Origin of the sequence: Acetivibrio straminisolvens JCM 21531 (assembly GCF_000521465.1) — a bacterium.
GTDB classification, from domain to species: Bacteria; Bacillota; Clostridia; order Acetivibrionales; family Acetivibrionaceae; genus Hungateiclostridium; species Hungateiclostridium straminisolvens.
This window is the reverse complement of the sequence record NZ_BAVR01000009.1, coordinates 13,890-32,420: the sequence shown is the minus strand read 5'-3', so window position 1 is coordinate 32,420 and position 18,531 is coordinate 13,890. Positions and strand designations below refer to the sequence as shown.

Here is an 18,531-nt window from a genome sequence, read left to right as displayed (position 1 = left end):
TTTAATTACATCTTCTCATGGCGTTAGTATCCTTGTATTTCCACCCGGAAATTCAAGAATTGCTTTCAATATATATCTCTTTATCAGTGAATAATCAGTAGAATTTACATTTCCGTTTCCGTCAGCGTCAGCTGCAGCCAACTGCAAATTTCCATCAAGCTCACAAGCCTCAATATATGTCTGTTTAACATTGACAGATCCGTTGAATTGACTTTGCCGTCCCCATTGATATCTCCTACCAAGATTTCAACCTCTGCAGGAGTGGGCTCAGGAATTCCTCCCTTCGGATAAACCCCCAGCTCGAATATGGAGTTTCCGTACTGCGTTGCTCTTTGCTGACAATAGATTCTTACATATCTTCCTTTTGCGTCAAGGTAAATATCGTCAATATCTCCGTCTCCGTTGTACTCGGTATATACATCGTCCATACGACTGCATCATCGGATACCTGGATTTTATACTGGCGAGCGTATGCAGTTTCCCATTCAATATATACCCTTTCGATTTCATACTCATCTTCAAGGTCTACATATATGTACTGAGGATCGCTGTACTCCGATGACCATCTGGTTGCTATATTTCCGTCAACTGCTTTTTCCGGTGTGTTACCTAACCCCGGCTCTGTAGAAGATGCAAATACAGGTTTGTTTTGTGCAATACTGCCTTTTGGAATATTTGTTACCGGAGGCTCTGTTGTAGGCTCTGTAAGCATTGAAGCAGGACGGACTGCTATATTCTTTATACTGTAAGGGTCTGTTACACAAACCTCCAATCCCCATCCTCTTAATGTATCAAAAGTCCCGTCGGTAGTCATATCCAGAAAAGTCTGCGGCTGGTTACCCGGTCCCCATGACCATGCCAAGTAACCCACTTCATTTTTATAACATTGTTCCAATATAGTTTTATAAGGAATTTTACCGTTATCATGTTCTTCCCATTGGTGTCCGAACTCTCCTACAACAAGGGGCAAACCCATTTCAACGGATTCTTTTATTTCATCAATTACCTTTTGATCGCTATAGCCCCACATATACGGCCACCACATATGTACGGAGAATAAAAGGTTTTATCGGGGTCAGCATTTATAAGATATGGACCGGTTGCCTGAAGAATATCAATATCCTTACCCCAGTCAGCGCCGTCAATCATAAGAGGAACGTGAATTCCTGCTTCTCTCATTCTCTTTATCGCAGTTTCATATCCTGTTTTAAAGTCAGACTCCGAAACCTGTGCCCCAACTTCATTACCAATGTTTATAATTAGATATTCCTGATGCTTTTTCAAAACTTCAACCACATCAGGTCTTGTCCAATAGTCAACAAGCATCGGAAGTTTCTGCCACTCACCGGTTGCATCATGAACCTCAATAATCGGAATCATATTGTTCAAACGACAATTATAAAGCAGGATATCAAGTTTTCTTGCAGGTCCGGAAACCGACCATACAAGCCTTACTGCGTTAGCTCCGGTTTTCCTGATTTCAGGAAGTGCCACATCACCGTCAATGTCGCCCCAGATCGACATTTCGTTTACGCCATACAGCACTACTTTTTCTCCGTTTTTGTCGTACAAAAATCTCCCCTCTACTCTAAATCCCGGATAAATGTCATCTGCCCCCTGTGTTATCAGCGGCAGGCCGGCAGCCATTATAATTACAACTGCCAAAAGCATACACATCCTTTTTTTCATTACCATTCCTCCCTTTGTAAATTCATTTATTATTTCTTTTAATTCCTCCGCAATTTGCTTGCCGGTGGAATTATGTCTTTTTGACTTTACACAATTAGTAATATTACTTTTTTGATTACCGGATATGCTCAAATTCCATTCTACGAAGAGCTGCTCTGTAGTAAATATGGCTTTATTGAAAATAACCTGCGATACTGCTTTATTGGATGAAATTATTAGGAAATTATTATTTCCAAATTTATATTACCACATATTTCTTTCAAATGAAAGAGAAAATAATCTGATTTGTAACATTATTTTTTTGATTTGTAATAAAAAATATATAAAGTTCCAAGAAAAATATATTAAAAATAGACCATGCTTGTATTAATTTTTCTTTATTTGTAGTATAATTCTGTTTAGTAGCCCATTTCCAAAAGCTGCTTATATTTCATATCCAAAAATATATAAGAATATATATACATTCTGATTGAAAGGAGCTGATTGAATGGCAAAAAAACTGTTATTCATAGTGATGTGTATTCTTGCTTTATGTTTTCCGCTGGCTGTCCACGCAAGTTCAAATATCTCAGTCATTGTGAACGGCGAAAAAATCAATTTTGCGGATCAAAAGCCCTTTATTGACAGCAACTCAAGAACAATGGTGCCCATTCGATTCATTTCCGAGTCCCTTAATGCCCAAGTGGATTGGATCGAAAAAGACCGTACGGTAGTAATAAAAAAGCAAGAAACAGAGATTTCATTGGTTGTAGGCATGAAAACCGCCAAGGTCAACAATAAAGAAATTAAGCTTGATACCTCCTCAGTTATTGTGGGAGGAAGGACCTTTGTTCCGGTAAGGTTTATCTCAGAAGCTTTTGGTGCTGCAGTAGAATGGGACGGTAAAAACAAAGTTGTCACAATCACAACTCAATCCCAAAATGAAATTGGACAAATGCCCGAGTCCAGCTATTACAATGAGCTTTACAATCTTTTTACCTTAGTTCCGAAAGGCATGAAAGGCTCTAATATAGAACAGTTCGTTTATTATACCTTTAAAGAAGACGGTACCGTCAGAGACCTCAACTTTACTGAAGAAAAAATATTCAAAGGGCAGCCTCTTGAATTGTCAAAGGGCGGAGTTGTTTTTGCTCCAAGCGATCTTTCGACAGTGGATTCATTCACTGTACAGATTTTCAAAAATGTGCCAAGGACAAACAAACAGCTTATCGGTCAATACATATATTTCTCGGACTTAAAACCCGAGAATCTTATGGTTATCGAGAAAAGCGGCTTTACTTTTGTCACCACAAAGGGATTTACGCCTTTTGAAATCAAAGAAACCGGTTATAATCTAATGAGTAAGAAACTCTTTATATACAATGACAAAAATCTCTATGTTTTTTCATTCATTTACGACCCATTAGAGCAAAAATATCTTAGTAATGCTATTATGGACAGCATTATTGATTCCATTGAAATAAACGGCACTAAAATCAGCCTAAAAAAATCAACTGTCCCAGGCAAAAACGGCGAAGTTGAAGATATTTTGCTTTCAAAGGCAAATTATACAAGTAAAATGACTGTAAAAGAAAATGAAGCACGTCTCAAGAAAAAGTACTTTCCCCAAGGATTGGACCTTTCTGACATGGTCAAAATCGAAGGCGGCACCTTCATTGACGATGACGGCAGAAAAGTTACCGTAAAGCCTTCTATGTCAGCAAAAATCTAGTAACAATCCGGGAGTGGAACAGCCTCTCGAAGAATAAAATCAACATCAAAGAATATAACTCAAAATACAATTTAAATATCAAATCCGAAGATTATCCGGCAGTATTTGAAACAGAAGAAAAATACGGAACAATCACAATAAAGAACAGTTTGGACCTTTACATGTTCTGCAACGAAAAAAGCAAAAGTCATGGAATAGATGAGTATTATTCCTTCCGAAAAACCGGCTACGGTACTTCAACCATTTTTGAACATAACGGCGGATTCAGGCTGCTAAGTGAAGAAGAACTCAAATACATATTGAGAAAAACCAAAACAGAAGCCTATAAAAACAACGTAAAATCCAACACTATTTCCGAAGTAGGCCGTTCATCCATAAACGAGTTTGGAATTTATGACTATGACTCTAATGTTGCGGAAGTAACGGACTTTGATTCAGTATTCAAAATCAAAGACACCTCTCAGATGCTGTGCGGTTTCAGATATGCAAAAGACGTAGAAAATTCCGTACAGGAACTGATACTGGATTTTTTCAGAAATTGATATTTTCAGTAATTAAATATAAAGCAAATTCCATATAAAAGCAGTTGATAAAAGCCCTGCAGCAGCTTTTGCTACAGGGCTTTTCACTATTCGTCCTCTTTTTAAGCGAAACAAAAGAGGAAAAAGCTCAGGGACTCGATGCCCCAAGCTTTTTATTTGAATTCATATCTATACCGGTAATTCGATAATTACTTTTAATAAATATCTTGAGAGTACTGTAACATCACTGGAATTAATTTTTCCGTCACGGTTCACATCTGCATTTTTTTCAGCTTTAGCTGAAGGCAGGTTTGAAACAGATTTAAGTAAATATCTTTTCAGTAAAGTCAAATCGGTAGAATTTACTTTTCCATCATCATTTACATCTCCATACAATACATCATCTTGAGCAGAGTCATAGTTAACAAATCCGGCAAGAGCATAAATCAGCGCAGCATTCCAGTTTATAGCAACTTCATTGGTTTCATAGCTGTCCTGAATATCTACCCAATCCCTAGGTCCGGGCCATCCTCCTCCTACAAGGTAACCCGGCCACGGTTCCCATATTCCGTCTGCGCCGGAACGTCTGTCATGCGGGTTCATAGGAGGATTTATACCAAGTCCCGTTACGTAAGATCTATTGTAATAGTTTCTTCCAAATACATGCGAAATAGCATCAAGAGCTGCATTTACATAATCGCTGCTTGGAGAAATTTTATTCGCCACTTGCAGTATCATGGTCTGTCTTACAACCGTACCGTTGCACCCCCAATAGTATGTTCTTCCGAGGGTTCTGCCGTATCCATGCTGACGGCTGGTTTGAACAATGGAATCTGCAGTCGTAATGAGACTGTTTCTTATTGACTGCTCCAATGAAGAATTCTTGCCGGGTCTTTTTGATAAAAGATATGTGAACATACCCAGGTTTCCAACATTATCCCAGTCAAAGTCAGCTTCAATCTTTTTTGAGAACTGAGCTGCCCGGGTTTCAAAATCCCTAAGGTATTCTTCATCTCCCAAGGTCTGCCACATTTCTGCCGCAGCCCACAATCTGTCATCGGCATCGCTGACAGTGGCATATTCTCCCGTTGAAAATCCGTTTTGGTTCGCAAGGACATTCGCCGGATTTGCTTTTAGGAACTCATAGCTCACTTTTGCCGCATTTATACATTTATCCGCATATTCGGGGTCATAGGGCCTGAATATTCTTGAGGCCATGGCCGTCATTGCAACAAAGTCTGCAGTTGCGGCACTGCTCCTCGGCACGAAAAATCTTTCGTCATGCTCATTCTCAGGCATAATAAAGCCGCCAAAGTTCCTTGTGGAAACTTTATGTGCACTTTTCCGCTTCCGTCAGGGTATTGCATGGTTAAAAGCCAATCTATCTCGAATTTTAATTCATCAAGAAAATCCGGCATTGAATTGTTTTTTTCCGGAATTTCCAAAGTCACAGATTCCAATTGGTCTTTAAAATGTTCCCATGCCAAAAACATTGAACCGACAGTTATACCGGCGTTTACCACATATTTGTTGTAATCGCCCGCATCATGCCAGCCTTTTGTGCTGTTCTTGATTGTATGCTGTCCTGTTATGTGGTCAAGATATGCGTCATTGGTGTGGCAAGGTCCGTGGGAATAGTGTATTCCATTGTAAGTGGCAGATACGCTGGTACCGCAGCGCAGTAAATACATTCCCAGCATTGCAGTTTTAAAGGGGTTTTCATATACGTCCTTTGCGATTTTGAAGTTTACACTTTTTCCCACTCCCGGTACTGCCAGGTAATAGGTTCCTTCTTCAGTGACAGATGAAAAATCAGCTATGTAAACAGTTTCGTTTGTGTCATTGTCAAACATCGAAGTCGTTGTTCCGGTATATACTATCGTTCCATCTTCTTTAACAATATAGAAGGTTGAACAATTTGCTGCAACAGTCGCCTTTTTACTCTGATTCGGTATAAAACCTATTGAGTTTATGCGAACCCGTGAATCCAATTGATAACTCTCCGTCACTTTTGCAGCCGACACTTCAACTAACCCCAAAGGCATTATTCCGGTCAAGCTTAGCATTGCCACAGCAATGACCAAGGACAAAATACGGTTTCTCATACTTCTTTTCAGCGCAATTCTACTCATTTTTTACCTTCATCTCCTCTTTTATTAAATTATAAAGAATACCCGAAATCAATATAATTTAAACTGTTCTGCCTCCCTTCCTACACAGGTTTAATTATTATTTGTTTCAGGTATTATAAATCTTTCTATAAAATTTGGGTATCTTAAATACAAGATATAAGCTGATACTTAGCTAAAATATTAGATAGGAGTTTTAGTTTGAAATAAGAATTCGTTAATTGCTTCTTACCTTGTAAAAAAACTAACAACAAGGGATAAAAATAAATCGTATGCAAAAAGGCATCTATTGGATTAATTATATTATACCTGTAAATGTCAAATAGTTCAATAACCAATCCAATACATCTTGAGTATTGCAATTCTTGCTACTTTTCCTTTGAAATTACCAAGTCTTTTCCCATGTCAAACAACATTTTTGCATCCATTTCCTCAACTTTAGATACCAATTCTGCCGCAATGCCTACGGGATTGTTGAAATCGGGCATCGGAAAATCCGTATCAAAGAATTCAAAAAGCTCATATTCAAATTCTTCAAAATCCATGTCACTGAGTATATAATCCCGTTCAATTCCAAAGAACTTGTGAAATTCCTCCGGGCGCTTATTATATACATCAATTAAGAGTTGTTTTAGTGTTTTGTGCAAATAGTTCAGAGCAATTTCATCAAAATGTGAAGTGCTGTTATCCGGGTCAATATCAAGAAAATTATCGTTATCAGGAGTCATAAGCCCATAATCGCACATAAAATCCCCGAGTTTGTCATAATCCTCAATATTGAATTTACCGCAATCCTTTATTTTGCCGCTGGCTTCATCATATTCATACTTGTTCTCATACAGTATTGAAAAAGCAAAGCTCTCCGCTATGTCTCGGACAAACACATTCATGTTCTCTTTGACAGCTTTCTTAAACTCAAAATAAAACCATTCATAGGTTAAAGCGGACTTCAGCCTGTTCTCAATCATTTCTAAATCTTTCTCTTCCAGCAAATCCCGAAGAGCCTCGTCATTTAGATATATTCTTATTATGAATTTAGGGTTGCTGTCAATAAGCTTAAGTATCACATTTCTTAATTCATAGCTTTCAATAGTATGGTCAAGGATTTTTTCTCTGATTTGCTTCGGAAATTGCCTTAACAAGCCTTTTTTCATTGAGTTCCAAGCCTCCCGCATTTAATAAAATACCAAATTGGATAAAAATCTTATTTTTATAAGGACAGCTCATTGTGGGAATTGTCAACAACTTTGTCCGCAAGCCTAAAGAGTTCCTCTTCACTTATACTGCCCTCTTTTTTGACACATAAATAAGATATTCAATGTTACCTTCCGGACCTTTAATAGGTGAAAAGTCAAGTCCTCGAATTTTAAGCCCTAACTCTAAGCAAAAAGCTATAATATCTTTTATTACTTCCTCATGCACCTTTTTATCCCGAACGACTCCATGTTTTCCAACCTTTTCTCGTCCGGCTTCAAACTGGGGCTTAATAAGGCACAAAAGCTCTCCATCATCTTTTATCAGATTAACTGCAACGGGAATAACCTTTTTAAGGGATATAAAAGAAACATCAATCGATGAAAAATCCGCAAGAATACCAAGGTCTTCCGGTTTTACATATCTTATATTGGTTCTCTCCATGCATACAACGCGTTCATCATTCCTAAGCTCCCATGCCAGCTGTCCGTAACCCACATCAATGGCAAAAACCTTTTGGGCCCCGTTTTTCAGCATGCAATCGGTAAAACCGCCTGTTGATGCTCCAATATCGATTGCCGTCTTATCTTTAAGGACAATATCAAAGACTTTTATTGCTTTTTCAAGCTTTAGTCCACCTCGGCTGACATAGGATGGATGTTCTCCTTTATCTTGATGACAGAATCAACATCTACCTTTACGCCCGGCTTGTCTTCTTTTTTATCGTTTACAAAAACCACTCCCGCCATTATGGAGCTCTTAGCCTTTTCCCTGCTTTCAAAAAGTCCTTTGCTTACCAAAAGGACATCCAGTCTTTCCTTCTTCAAAAAACCTTCCTCCGAAATTTATTATGAATTCATCCTATTTACAATCCGATTTTTATACTCTGCTTTTGTTTATCAGTTTTAAAATATCATTAAAAATAGAATCCGGATCAAGCCTGTACATATGTGCAAGTTCTTTAGTGGAGCCGTGAGGTATAAAAGCATCGGGATATCCAAACATCTTTACCGCAGCATTTATACCTTTTTGGTTTATTGTTTCCAAAACCCTGCTTCCAAATCCGCCCTCAACGGTATTATCCTCTATTGTTACAAGTCTTTTTGTCTTAAGTACGGAGCTTATAATGGTATTTGAATCAAGAGGCTTTATAAACCTGCAGTAAATCACATCTGCATCCAAATCCACATTTTTAAGCTTTTGGGCAACTTCCAGAGCCACATCTACCTTATTGCCCACAGCCGCAATGGTAACATCTCTTCCTTCTCTCAGAAGGAGGGATTGTCCGAGTTTTACATCCGGAGTATCAAAAAGCTTTTCTGCCCCCGCGCCCCTCGGATACCTAATCGCTATGGGACCGTCGTGCTCCAGCACAGCATACTCAAGCATCTTGGTAAGCTCACTATAATCACAGGGCGCAAGAATTGCCATATTGGGGATATGCCTCAAGAAAGATATGTCATAAATTCCTTGATGGGTCTCCCCGTCCTCACCTACTATTCCGGCTCTGTCTATAGCAAAAACCACATGCAGATTCTGAAGAGCCACATCATGCACCACCTGGTCATAAGCCCTCTGGAGAAAAGAGGAATAAAGAGCTATGACCGGAATCATTCCGTTTTTGGCAAGCCCGGCGCCAAAGGTTACCGCATGCTGCTCTGCTATGCCCACATCAAAAAACCTTTCCGGAAATCTCTTGGAAAACTTGTCAAGACCTGTCCCATGGGGCATTGCAGCTGTAAGCGCAACAACCCTTTCTTCTTTCTCGGCAATTCTGACAATTTCCCTTCCAAAGACGTCAGAATAACCCGGCACCTTGTGGGCAATGACCTCTCCCGTCTCAATCTCAAAGGGTGATATACCGTGAAAAACAGCAGGGTTTTCTTCAGCATAGGTATAACCTCTCCCTTTTTGGGTACACACATGCACCAGCACAGGACCTTTGGTGTTTTTGGCCCTTGTTAAAACATTTTCCAGCTCCGCAATATTGTGTCCGTCAATTGGTCCTAGATACTTAAATCCGAGTTCTTCAAACACTATTCCCGGCATAATCATGTATTTTATCGTTCCTTTGACCCTGTCAAGAGCTTTGACAGCGCTTTTTCCGATTGCCGGTATCTTGTTCAATATAATGTCTATATCTTCCTTAACTTTAAAATAGAAGGGTTCTGTTCGGATCTTGCTTAAATAAGCTGAAAGCCCTCCTACATTCTTGGAAATTGACATTTCATTATCATTCAATATCACAATAAGATTATTCGGTGATCTTCCCGCATCATTTAATGCCTCAAAAGCCATACCTCCAGTAAGAGCACCGTCCCCGATGACTGCAATAACCGAATACTTTTCTTTCTTAAGGTCCCTTGCTTTTGCAATACCCAAAGCAGCAGATATGGAAGTACTGCTGTGGCCCGTATTAAAAGCATCGTGCTCACTTTCCGCCGACTTTGGAAAACCCGAAAGCCCTCCAAGCTTTCTTATGGTATCAAATTTATCTTTTCTTCCTGTAATAATCTTATGAACATAGGATTGATGACCTACATCCCATATAATTCTATCCTCCGGCGTGTTAAATACCCTGTGAAGCGCAAGTGTCAACTCTACAACTCCCAAGTTGGAAGCAAGATGTCCACCTGTTTTTGAGACCTTTTCAATAAGAAAAGACCTAATCTCACTTGCGAGTCCCCTTAACTGCTCCAAATTTAGTTTTTTTATGTCATCAGGTGAATTAATATTGTCCAATATATATTCCAACCTGGTATCATCTCTCTTTCAATCTATTTCTTTATTTCTTTTTGCCGTAATTTTATTCTTTGTCCATTTTATTTCGGCTATTACATTTTTGCCATTTTCCTTAGCTCTTTACTTATTAACAGTATTTTTTTTAGGATTTCTTTTTTCTTCTTTTTCCCAAAACCGATTCTACCCATTACAAACTTTGCTACAACACCGACTTTATAAACAATATAATTGCAATTTTCCATGGCAATGGTTTTTCCAATGGCTTTTCCCCCGATAGTCAAAGCTGCAACAAAGCCTGCAAAGCTCAATTCCACCAAGGAGGCAACAATCCCGCTGGCCGACTGCGAGATTTTGAAAACTATAAACGCACTTGCAGTACCGCTTATTACTCCGCATATATCTCCTACCACATCATTACAAACACTCGATACCTTGTTTGCATTTCTTATCAGCCTTATAGCCTGCTTTGCACCATAATATTTCCTTGATGCCATAGCATGAAAAGGAGATTCATCCGCTGATGTCACTGCAATTCCGATAATATCAAAAACAATTCCAACTAAAACGATAATAAGTACTATTAAAATCGAAAAAAAAATATTAACATCCTCAAGCAAACTTGACGATATAATCGAAAGACTTGAGGACAATATAAAAGCCAATATTGTTATAAGTACAACCCATCGGGTATTTCCGTTTTTTGCGCCTAAAAGATTTAGACGAAACTTCATCTTTTTCTCATTCGAAGGATGTTTATGATTGTCATCCACTTAATGCTTTCCTCCCAAGGCAAAAAATACAAATCTCTCAAAATACCATAATACAGGGTGGATATATGCTGAGTAAATTTTGCGGCTTAGGTCAGGCATGATTTCCACAGAAGGTACTGAATGTCGCCAGTTCAGCGGTTTCCCTTTAAACCCTCAGCCGCTCCTTCAAAGGAAGCGGGGCCTGATTACCACTTAGTCCACACTACAATCCCCAGCATAACTCGTTACCGAACAGTCTAGGGGCTTTCCCCGACAGTCTATCCGATTCTTAGCCTCTTTTGCAAAATTGGTTTCAAACTGCTATAGTGTATATGTATCGGCCAATACTTCTACACCTGACCATTATCCACCAATTTCACTCAAGGCAGGCTACTCTGTTCACAACACCTAAACCGGCATCGCATAACAGGTTTACTCCCGGCTCGTAGAAGAGCTGACACATAAGCTGATTTTAAGCCTATAGTGTACTTTACTTCCACAAGTTCGGGTCTCCACGGTAGAGGGGTCAACGCCCGCATGCCATTGCGGATCGCCCCTAAACCTTAACTCCCAGCACCAGCCCACTACTGGGCGTAACAAGCCAGCACAAGGAACTTCATCGATGTGCCCTTTAACGGATTTTTAGGCCCGTCTTCAGAATCGGAAGTACTGACTAGAATACTGCACCACCCTGCGTTATTAGCATTTTGGTATTAATTTGTTTTCCAATTCGTTTTCCATGGATGCAGCCGAACTGCTCCCATGGCTTAAAATTATATCATATAAAAACAAACGTTTAAAGAATGACATTCAGTGAAAAAAACTGCAATAAGCACTAATAAAAGCTTTTACTTCACTCATATCTAACTTATACGTCAAATATTTTGCTTATGCTAGCTTATGCAAAACAAAGCCCCATCAGCATACCCAGCATAGCCCCTATAAAGACCTCAAACGGGGAATGCCCTATAAGCTCTTTTAAGTTTTCATCAAAATTCTGCCTGTCTTCTTCTTTCTGGGAAAATATAAGTTTGTTCAACACTTTTGCCTGCTTTCCGGCAGCTCTTCTCACTCCGGCAGCGTCATACATAACAATTGCAGCCACTGCCGCCGATATCCCGAATTCCACCGAACCTAATCCCTTCATTTTACCAACAACTGTTGCTAAGGAAACAATAAACGATGAATGGGAACTCGGCATACCGCCGGAACCGACAAACCTGGTAAAATCCAGTTTTCTTTCAACAACAATAACATTAATTACCTTGAGAAATTGTGCTATAAACCATGCAATCACAGGCACAGTAATCGTCTTGTTAGACAATATACTATACAATACTTTCACCGGCACACCCCCGACAACCAAATAACTGATAATGGTATCAATTTTCTCTCTCCAAAAGATAACCCGCAAGACTCTTTAAAAAAGCTGCTTTATCTCCGAATTTTTCAAGACAACGTACAGCTTTATGGGTAACATCGGACAATATTTCCTTTGATTTTTCCAAACCGTAAAGGCTGACATATGTGGATTTATTATTGCCGGCATCGCTGCCAACCTTCTTACCAAGCTTTTCGGTACTGCCTTCCACATCCAGTATGTCATCCTTTATCTGAAAAGCTAGACCAAGATTTTCGGCAAATTCATCCAGTTTTTCTATATCATCTTCACAAGCACCGCACAAAATCGCCGCAGAAACCACCGGCGCTTTTATCAGTGCGCCGGTTTTCAATCTATGCATACGGTTAAGAATATCTTTATCCACCTGCTTTCCTTCAGACTCAAGATCAATAACCTGGCCTGAAATCATGCCGTTTGCTCCCGAAGCTTTTGCAATTACCGCCGCTGCTTTTGCCTTTCTCTCGCTGTCACCGTTTTTTATTATACTCTCCAACATAGTCTCAAATGCCAAATTCAAAAGTCCGTCACCGGCAAGTATTGCCAATGCCTCTCCATACACTTTGTGGTTTGTAGGTCTGCCCCTCCTGAAATCGTCATTATCCATAGCCGGAAGGTCATCATGTATCAGAGAATATGTATGAATCATCTCAACAGCACATGCAAAAGGAAGCACTTCTTGTGCATTTCCCCCCAGCATATCGCAGACCGCAAGGGAAAGAACCGGCCGCAGCCTTTTTCCCCCTGCCGTAAGACTGTATCTCATTGCACTGTACAAAGACTTCTCGGGAAGTTCCTTTTCAATAACACATTTATCAATATATTCGTTTATTGTATTAACATAGTTATCAAGCTGTTGTTTAAAGTCCACCCTTATCATCACCTGTCCTAACAAAATTTTCTTCCCTTATGTTTCCATCTTCATCTTCTATCAGGATAGACACTTTCTTTTCCATATCATCAAGCATTTTGCTAAGGTCTTTCGACAGTACCATCCCTTTTTGAAACATTTCAATAGATTCGTCCAAAGACAGCTCGCCTTTTTCTAGCTGTCTTACTATTTCCTCCAGCTCTTTCAAGGATTCTTCAAAACTTTTTTTCATTACCTCTACCTGCCTTTCTATCAGGCGAAAATTTAATTATTCAATGTCTTCCCCTTAACCGTGCAGTAAATCCTGCCGTCTTCAACACTTACCTCTATTCCGTCTCCAATGTCAACATCGTTAACGGATTTTACAAGGGTGCCTTCCTCTTCGGATTTTATAATGCCATACCCTCTTGATAATATAGTAAGGGGACTTAATGCGTCAAGCTTTCCAATTAAAAATCCAAGCTTTGCTTTTGTCCTCTCATGAACTGCAAGCATGCTCTTTTTCAAATCCCTGCTTAAAATATCCAGCTTCATTCTCTCCTGATATATCCTGTCATAAGGCTGCCTGAAAACCGAAGAACCGGTTAGCCTTGTGAGTTTTTCCCTTTTTTGCTTTACATTTCTAATAAGGGCGTTTACGAGCCTCAGATTAAGCTCCCTTATCCTGTTTATAATGACCGGTTTTTCGGGCATTACCAGCTCTGCAGCAACTGAAGGAGTAGGCGCCCTCAAATCTGCAACAAAATCCGCTATTGTATAATCCGTCTCATGCCCCACGGCAGATATTACCGGTATGGCGGAATTAAATATGCTTCTTGCCACTATTTCTTCGTTAAACGGCCACAATTCCTCCAAAGACCCGCCGCCTCTGGCAAGGATAATAACATCCACACCGCCGATTTCATTTAATTTGTTTATTGCATAACTTATTTCAAAAGAAGCGGTTTCACCCTGAACCCTGACAGGAAATATCTTTATATATGAATTATAGAACCGTCTGTCCAAAATATTCATAATATCTCTAATAACCGATCCGGTAGCTGACGTAACCACTCCTATTGATTTTGGCATAAACGGAATCTTTTTTTTATGAGCCGAATCAAAGAGACCTTCCTCTAAAAGCTTCTTCTTTAGCTGTTCAAAAGCAATATAGAGATTGCCTATACCGTCGTTTTGCATTTCCTCTGCATAAAGCTGATACTGTCCGTCCCTTTCAAATACCGAAACATAGCCCCTTATTATTACCTTCATGCCGTTTTCGGGCATAAATTTAAGGCGTAAGTTATGCGTTCTGAACATTACACATTTAAGCAAGCTGTTCTCATCCTTAAGGGTAAAATACATATGTCCCGAAGAATGATTTTTAAGATTCGATATTTCTCCTCTAACCCAAAGATTTGACAGGATCAGATCCCTTGACATGATCTCCTTGATATACTTATTAACTTCTGAAACTGTTAATATATTGTCGCAATTGTTGCCCGGAAGTTCCCCCATGGATTTCCACCTTAAATATTATTCTAGATACCCTTCTTTATATTATCACCCGTCATTTTCATTTCCGTCCACAGGCAATAATTTTAATTTAGCAACTTTTCCTAAAATTCCGTTTATAAAAGAACCGCTTTCTTCTCCGCTGTAATTTTTCGCAAGCTCTACAGCCTCGTTGATGGACACGGTAAACGGTATGTCCTCTCTATAACATATTTCATATACAGCAAGCCTCAAAATTGCAAGGTCAACCTTGGAAATCCTCGACAGTTTCCATCCTTTCGAATACTTTTCAATGGCCCTGTCTATCTCCTCTTTATGGTCAAAAACTCCTTTTACAATATCAAGAATATATTCCCTGTCATTATCATTTAAATCGTATTGTTCCAGGGTGTTATTTACTTGCTCCTCCTTTGAGTCTTTCTGAATTTCAAGCTGATATAAAAGCTTCATGGCAATTTCCCTGGATGCTCTTCTTCCCATTAACCCTTTCCTCCTAAAAATCCTTTCCAGTTTATTTCAAAAATTATCTATATGTACCCGGCGGTAAAATCCTGTCTAAGAGATTTTTCAAATAATCCTTATCCTTAGAAATCTTTTTCCCAATATAATAACCTATTGCAACACATATTGCAATAAATACCGTCTGGAAGAAACCTATTATCAGAATACAAACGGCGAAAATAAAGCCAGTGAGTGCTCCATTTATCTCTCCATAATGAGATTTGTAAAATTCAATCAATTTCTCTTTATTTGTCATAGTAAAACCTCCATCACTCAACTCTGGACCTATAACCGGTATATATATTTTCCACCGATACCTTTACTTCATTTACTCCAATACCTGTAGTTTCTTCCACAGACTTCTTAACCTTCATCTGAATATCCTCCAGAAGAGCAGGAATATTTATATCAGGCATTACTATTGTCTTTATACTTATCACAACATTATCGCCTTGCTTTGTCACATACGCCTTGTTGTCTTTAACACCTCCAAGTTTTCTTGAAGCAGCAAGGGCGATGCTTTCGATTGTATTTAACGATATCCTTACCTCTCCAACATTATTATATTTGCTGATAGATTTTATCCTTGTCACTTTTTACTCCCGATAATAGGAACATGAGGCTTAAGCCAAAAAAGATAAGCTCAATGATAAAAAGTAAAACGGTTAAACCCCGGTCGGCCAAAACATTTGTCATAAGAAACTTCAATGCACCGTCAAGCATTTCCGGCCTTAAAGTGACAACCATGGTTATAAGAGAAATGACCGTAAGGCAAAATGCATAGAAGGCCAATAAACTCCTGAAAAAAATGTTCATATATCAAAAATCACCTCTTTTGTTTTATCTTCTGTTACATATCGGCAACTCAAATTACACAATTTACTTATATGCTTATCCAAATACAAAATTACATATACATTATATTTCATTTTACCAAAAAATAAACCCTAACGGGTTATTAATTTAATTTTTTTCCAATACATATTTCCAATATACTTATCTTACCCTAACCTGTTCTTCGTCCGAATCCTTCTTATGTTCCTTTTCAATATTTACGCCTTGAATGTGGATATTCACCTCAACCACATTAAGGCCCGTCATAGTCTCAATAGCCTTTTTGACTTTCTCCTGTATGTTCCAGGATACCTCCGGTATTCTGCACCCGTATTCAACAATTATATATAAATCTATTGCAGCTTCCTTATCTCCAACTTCAACCTTTACTCCTTTGGAAAGGTTTTTCCTCCCCAGCATTTCAGCAATCCCACCGGCAATTCCGCCGCTCATGCCGCTACTCCCGGAACCTCCATTGCAGCAATTCCGGCAATAATAGCAACAACCTCTTCTGAAATTTTTAATGTTCCTCTGTCACCCGGGCTTCCCTGACTTACATCTCCCACTTAGAAATACCTCCTTTGCTGCAATTTAACCGTTAGGTTTTGCCAACACCAAATATTATAACACCTTGAGATTATATTATCAACTTTGGGAAACACAAATTATTAGAATTTATTGGATACATGAACATTGGATATATCCACTCCTGCTTGCCTAGAAGCTATTTCTGCAATCTGTGCCACTTCCACCGAGGAAATACTCGGAGCTTTTACTATGACATCCACACTTCCGTCATCTCCAAAGAATACCACTACATCGCTAAAACCTTTGTTTTTTATCAGCGTTTCAATTCTCATTTCTTTGTCGGAATTGTCCAAAAGCTTTAACATTTGCTCATAGGCCTGGGTTTTTTGATCTTCTGTGGCATTCGCATCGTTGGTAATCTTCTCCAACTCTTCCTTATCCCTTGCCCTTGTCACGTCCTTATCCATTTTAGCCTGGGCAAAAAATTCATTTGCTTCTTTAGAAGCTTGAATAGCCTTGGTGTCCTGCTTGCTCTTTTCCTTGTCGCCTTCCTCTCTCTTTTCTTCCTTCTTGTCATCTTTCTTTTCATCTTCCAAAACCATTGTGTTGTCAACATACAATGCTTCGCCCAAGCGTTCGGTTTCTTCATCAAATTGACTTACCGATATGTCATCCGAATCATTTACGGACATACCGCTGTTATTGTAGCTGTACTGCAAATATCCTGCTACAACAATCATTAGAATCAATGACAATACAACAATTTGTTTTCTCTTTAAAACCATCATTAATAATCCCCCTTTATGACACATTATTTATAGTAAACTGTTTTTCAGTAAATATATATTATATTTCCGGACATTTTATATCTATATAAATTACATTTAATAAATTTTATTTTCCTCCTTCCACTACTTGTATCTTGTGGACGGGAATATCCAGCAAAACCTTGACCGAATTAATGAGATTTTCTCTTACTGTTGCCTCAGATGCACCCTCCGCAACCACCAGAACACCCTTTATCTCCGGCATAAGCTCCTTTGCTATAATGGGCTTTTTCACTCCCTTGTCATTTTCCTCATACACTACGCTGCTTTCATAGTTGCTTTGAACGATCATTCGCGTACCTCCGGAGCTGTCCTTTTCATTGGTGCTGTTGTCGCTTCTCTTTACATCCGCATAGGGAACTATCTCTTTTCCCGAGGCATAAGTAATCATCACAGTAACTTTTCCCGCTCCCTGAATCTTTCCCAGTATATTTTCTATGTCTTTTTCCAACTGGGATTTTTCGTCGTCAACATCGACATTTAAAACTTCCCGGGTATCTCCCAAGTTTTCACTGCTTATGTTTTTGCTCTCGTCTTTTTTCTTTTCATTACCGCCAAACAGAGTTCCTCCGGCGATTATTACAATCATGCCGATTATAATAAGTATGACCAGATTTTCACCCCATTTGTTGTTTTTATCCTTATCCAGCATGCTCTTAAGACGCTTTATAGTTTCTTTTATTTTGCCCATTTTATCCTCCTTAATCCTCTACAAGAGAAATCACTATATTATCTTTCGGTACATTTAAGAGCCTTGTCACTCTATCCTCCAGCTCAACTCTTATTTTTTCGTCAAGCTGTTTTTCGTGGGAAGTAGTAACATCCTCCGATTGTCCAAGGTCGATTTCCACCTTCTTTACGCTTAAAACATGCTTTATTTCCTCGCTCGCATTTTCCAAAGACAGATACAAATAAACCTTTTTTACTTCTCCAAATCTTTCCGATGTATAGTCTTCATTGATTATGACATCGGCCTCTGCTTCTCTAATTCCTTCTATGTCCTGTGTTATTGACTTGAGTTGAGATATAATCTTTTCTCTATATACATTTGTTATCTGCCTTATTTGTCTTTCCTCTAAAACCTCACTGTTTATCTTCACCTCCTTCTTATCTATGTAATTACTGCCTGCCATTTGAAATTCAGTAAGATCGATTCTTCTTCCAATCAATTCCAAAAGCGGATTTATAAGTCCAATTACCAGAATAAAACCGGTAACCAAATTTACAATCTTTTTTAACTTACCCGAAGGTATCAGCATTTCTATCAGCATAATAAACACGACAAGAGTGACAATATTTAAAACCCAATTTTTTAAAAACTCTATCATTTTCTCCTCCGTTT

At 38.8% G+C, this 18,531-nt stretch carries 18 protein-coding genes and 4 pseudogenes; 2 read left to right on the top strand and 20 right to left on the bottom strand.

Translation table 11 applies throughout. The annotated features are described in order from the left end of the window. Positions 1-15: 15 nt before the first annotated feature. From JCM21531_RS20400 to JCM21531_RS20385, 4 genes are read right to left on the bottom strand one after another with little or no spacing between them, the layout of a single operon-like run. Positions 16-141 carry a dockerin type I domain-containing protein gene (locus JCM21531_RS20400; protein ID WP_243467180.1) on the bottom strand — a complete coding sequence of 42 codons (126 nt, stop codon included), beginning with the start codon at positions 139-141 and terminating at the stop codon, positions 16-18. Next, positions 105-428 carry a dockerin type I repeat-containing protein gene (locus JCM21531_RS23505; protein ID WP_279378973.1) on the bottom strand — a complete coding sequence of 108 codons (324 nt, stop codon included), beginning with the start codon at positions 426-428 and terminating at the stop codon, positions 105-107. The genes JCM21531_RS20400 and JCM21531_RS23505 overlap by 37 nt, the downstream gene beginning before the upstream one ends. After that, on the bottom strand, positions 350-1,045 hold the full coding sequence (locus JCM21531_RS20390; RefSeq protein WP_243467165.1) for a discoidin domain-containing protein: 696 nt from the start codon (positions 1,043-1,045) through the stop codon (positions 350-352). The genes JCM21531_RS23505 and JCM21531_RS20390 overlap by 79 nt, the downstream gene beginning before the upstream one ends. Continuing rightward, positions 1,003-1,689, bottom strand: a complete 687-nt coding sequence (locus tag JCM21531_RS20385; protein WP_243467164.1) for a cellulase family glycosylhydrolase — start codon at positions 1,687-1,689, stop codon at positions 1,003-1,005. The genes JCM21531_RS20390 and JCM21531_RS20385 overlap by 43 nt, the downstream gene beginning before the upstream one ends. 487 nt (positions 1,690-2,176) lie before the next feature. Between JCM21531_RS20385 and JCM21531_RS03835 the strand changes: the two genes are divergently transcribed. Then, entirely contained in the window at positions 2,177-3,400 is a 1,224-nt protein-coding gene (locus JCM21531_RS03835) for a copper amine oxidase N-terminal domain-containing protein (protein WP_243467163.1), read from the top strand. Positions 3,401-3,549: 149 nt separating this feature from the next. After that, a complete protein-coding gene (locus tag JCM21531_RS20380; protein ID WP_243467162.1) occupies positions 3,550-3,942 on the top strand; it encodes a hypothetical protein in 393 nt (130 codons plus the stop codon). Between the two features lie 168 nt (positions 3,943-4,110). Here JCM21531_RS20380 and JCM21531_RS03830 read toward each other — a convergent pair. From JCM21531_RS03830 to spoIIIAF, 16 genes and pseudogenes are all read right to left on the bottom strand, one after another. Beyond that, positions 4,111-6,053: pseudogene (locus JCM21531_RS03830) on the bottom strand (glycoside hydrolase family 9 protein). Between the two features lie 365 nt (positions 6,054-6,418). Beyond that, complete coding sequence (locus JCM21531_RS03825; protein ID WP_038287542.1) at positions 6,419-7,204, bottom strand: hypothetical protein; 786 nt, start codon at positions 7,202-7,204, stop codon at positions 6,419-6,421. Between the two features lie 56 nt (positions 7,205-7,260). Next, a pseudogene (locus JCM21531_RS03815) lies at positions 7,261-8,071 on the bottom strand (TlyA family RNA methyltransferase). Between the two features lie 52 nt (positions 8,072-8,123). Next, the gene (gene dxs / locus JCM21531_RS03810; RefSeq protein ID WP_054846993.1) at positions 8,124-9,986 is read right to left on the bottom strand and encodes a 1-deoxy-D-xylulose-5-phosphate synthase; all 1,863 of its coding nucleotides are present in this window, start codon (positions 9,984-9,986) and stop codon (positions 8,124-8,126) included. A gap of 92 nt (positions 9,987-10,078) precedes the next feature. Next, on the bottom strand, positions 10,079-10,756 hold the full coding sequence (locus JCM21531_RS03805) for a hypothetical protein (RefSeq protein WP_054846990.1): 678 nt from the start codon (positions 10,754-10,756) through the stop codon (positions 10,079-10,081). Positions 10,757-11,633: 877 nt separating this feature from the next. Beyond that, complete coding sequence (locus JCM21531_RS03800) at positions 11,634-12,080, bottom strand: divergent PAP2 family protein (protein WP_038287537.1); 447 nt, start codon at positions 12,078-12,080, stop codon at positions 11,634-11,636. Positions 12,081-12,117: 37 nt separating this feature from the next. Further along, the gene (locus JCM21531_RS03795) at positions 12,118-13,014 is read right to left on the bottom strand and encodes a polyprenyl synthetase family protein (protein ID WP_038287534.1); all 897 of its coding nucleotides are present in this window, start codon (positions 13,012-13,014) and stop codon (positions 12,118-12,120) included. After that, complete coding sequence (locus JCM21531_RS03790; protein ID WP_038287531.1) at positions 12,995-13,237, bottom strand: exodeoxyribonuclease VII small subunit; 243 nt, start codon at positions 13,235-13,237, stop codon at positions 12,995-12,997. The genes JCM21531_RS03795 and JCM21531_RS03790 overlap by 20 nt, the downstream gene beginning before the upstream one ends. A gap of 32 nt (positions 13,238-13,269) precedes the next feature. Then, the gene (gene xseA / locus JCM21531_RS03785; RefSeq protein ID WP_038287527.1) at positions 13,270-14,502 is read right to left on the bottom strand and encodes an exodeoxyribonuclease VII large subunit; all 1,233 of its coding nucleotides are present in this window, start codon (positions 14,500-14,502) and stop codon (positions 13,270-13,272) included. 45 nt (positions 14,503-14,547) lie between these two features. Further along, positions 14,548-14,979, bottom strand: coding sequence for a transcription antitermination factor NusB (nusB, locus tag JCM21531_RS03780; protein ID WP_038287524.1), 432 nt, complete (start codon positions 14,977-14,979; stop codon positions 14,548-14,550). 43 nt (positions 14,980-15,022) lie between these two features. After that, positions 15,023-15,256 (bottom strand): DUF2273 domain-containing protein, encoded by a 234-nt coding sequence (locus tag JCM21531_RS03775; RefSeq protein ID WP_038287521.1) that lies wholly within the window; start codon positions 15,254-15,256, stop codon positions 15,023-15,025. Between the two features lie 13 nt (positions 15,257-15,269). Continuing rightward, a pseudogene (amaP, locus tag JCM21531_RS24760) lies at positions 15,270-15,816 on the bottom strand (alkaline shock response membrane anchor protein AmaP). A 180-nt stretch (positions 15,817-15,996) separates the two neighbouring features. Continuing rightward, positions 15,997-16,400, bottom strand: a pseudogene (locus JCM21531_RS03765) (Asp23/Gls24 family envelope stress response protein). Between the two features lie 102 nt (positions 16,401-16,502). Beyond that, complete coding sequence (locus JCM21531_RS03760) at positions 16,503-17,150, bottom strand: SpoIIIAH-like family protein (protein ID WP_038287518.1); 648 nt, start codon at positions 17,148-17,150, stop codon at positions 16,503-16,505. Between the two features lie 106 nt (positions 17,151-17,256). Further along, a complete protein-coding gene (locus JCM21531_RS03755; protein ID WP_038287515.1) occupies positions 17,257-17,880 on the bottom strand; it encodes a SpoIIIAG-related protein in 624 nt (207 codons plus the stop codon). Positions 17,881-17,890: 10 nt separating this feature from the next. After that, entirely contained in the window at positions 17,891-18,517 is a 627-nt protein-coding gene (gene spoIIIAF / locus JCM21531_RS03750) for a stage III sporulation protein AF (protein WP_038287512.1), read from the bottom strand. Between the last annotated feature and the right edge of the window lie 14 nt (positions 18,518-18,531).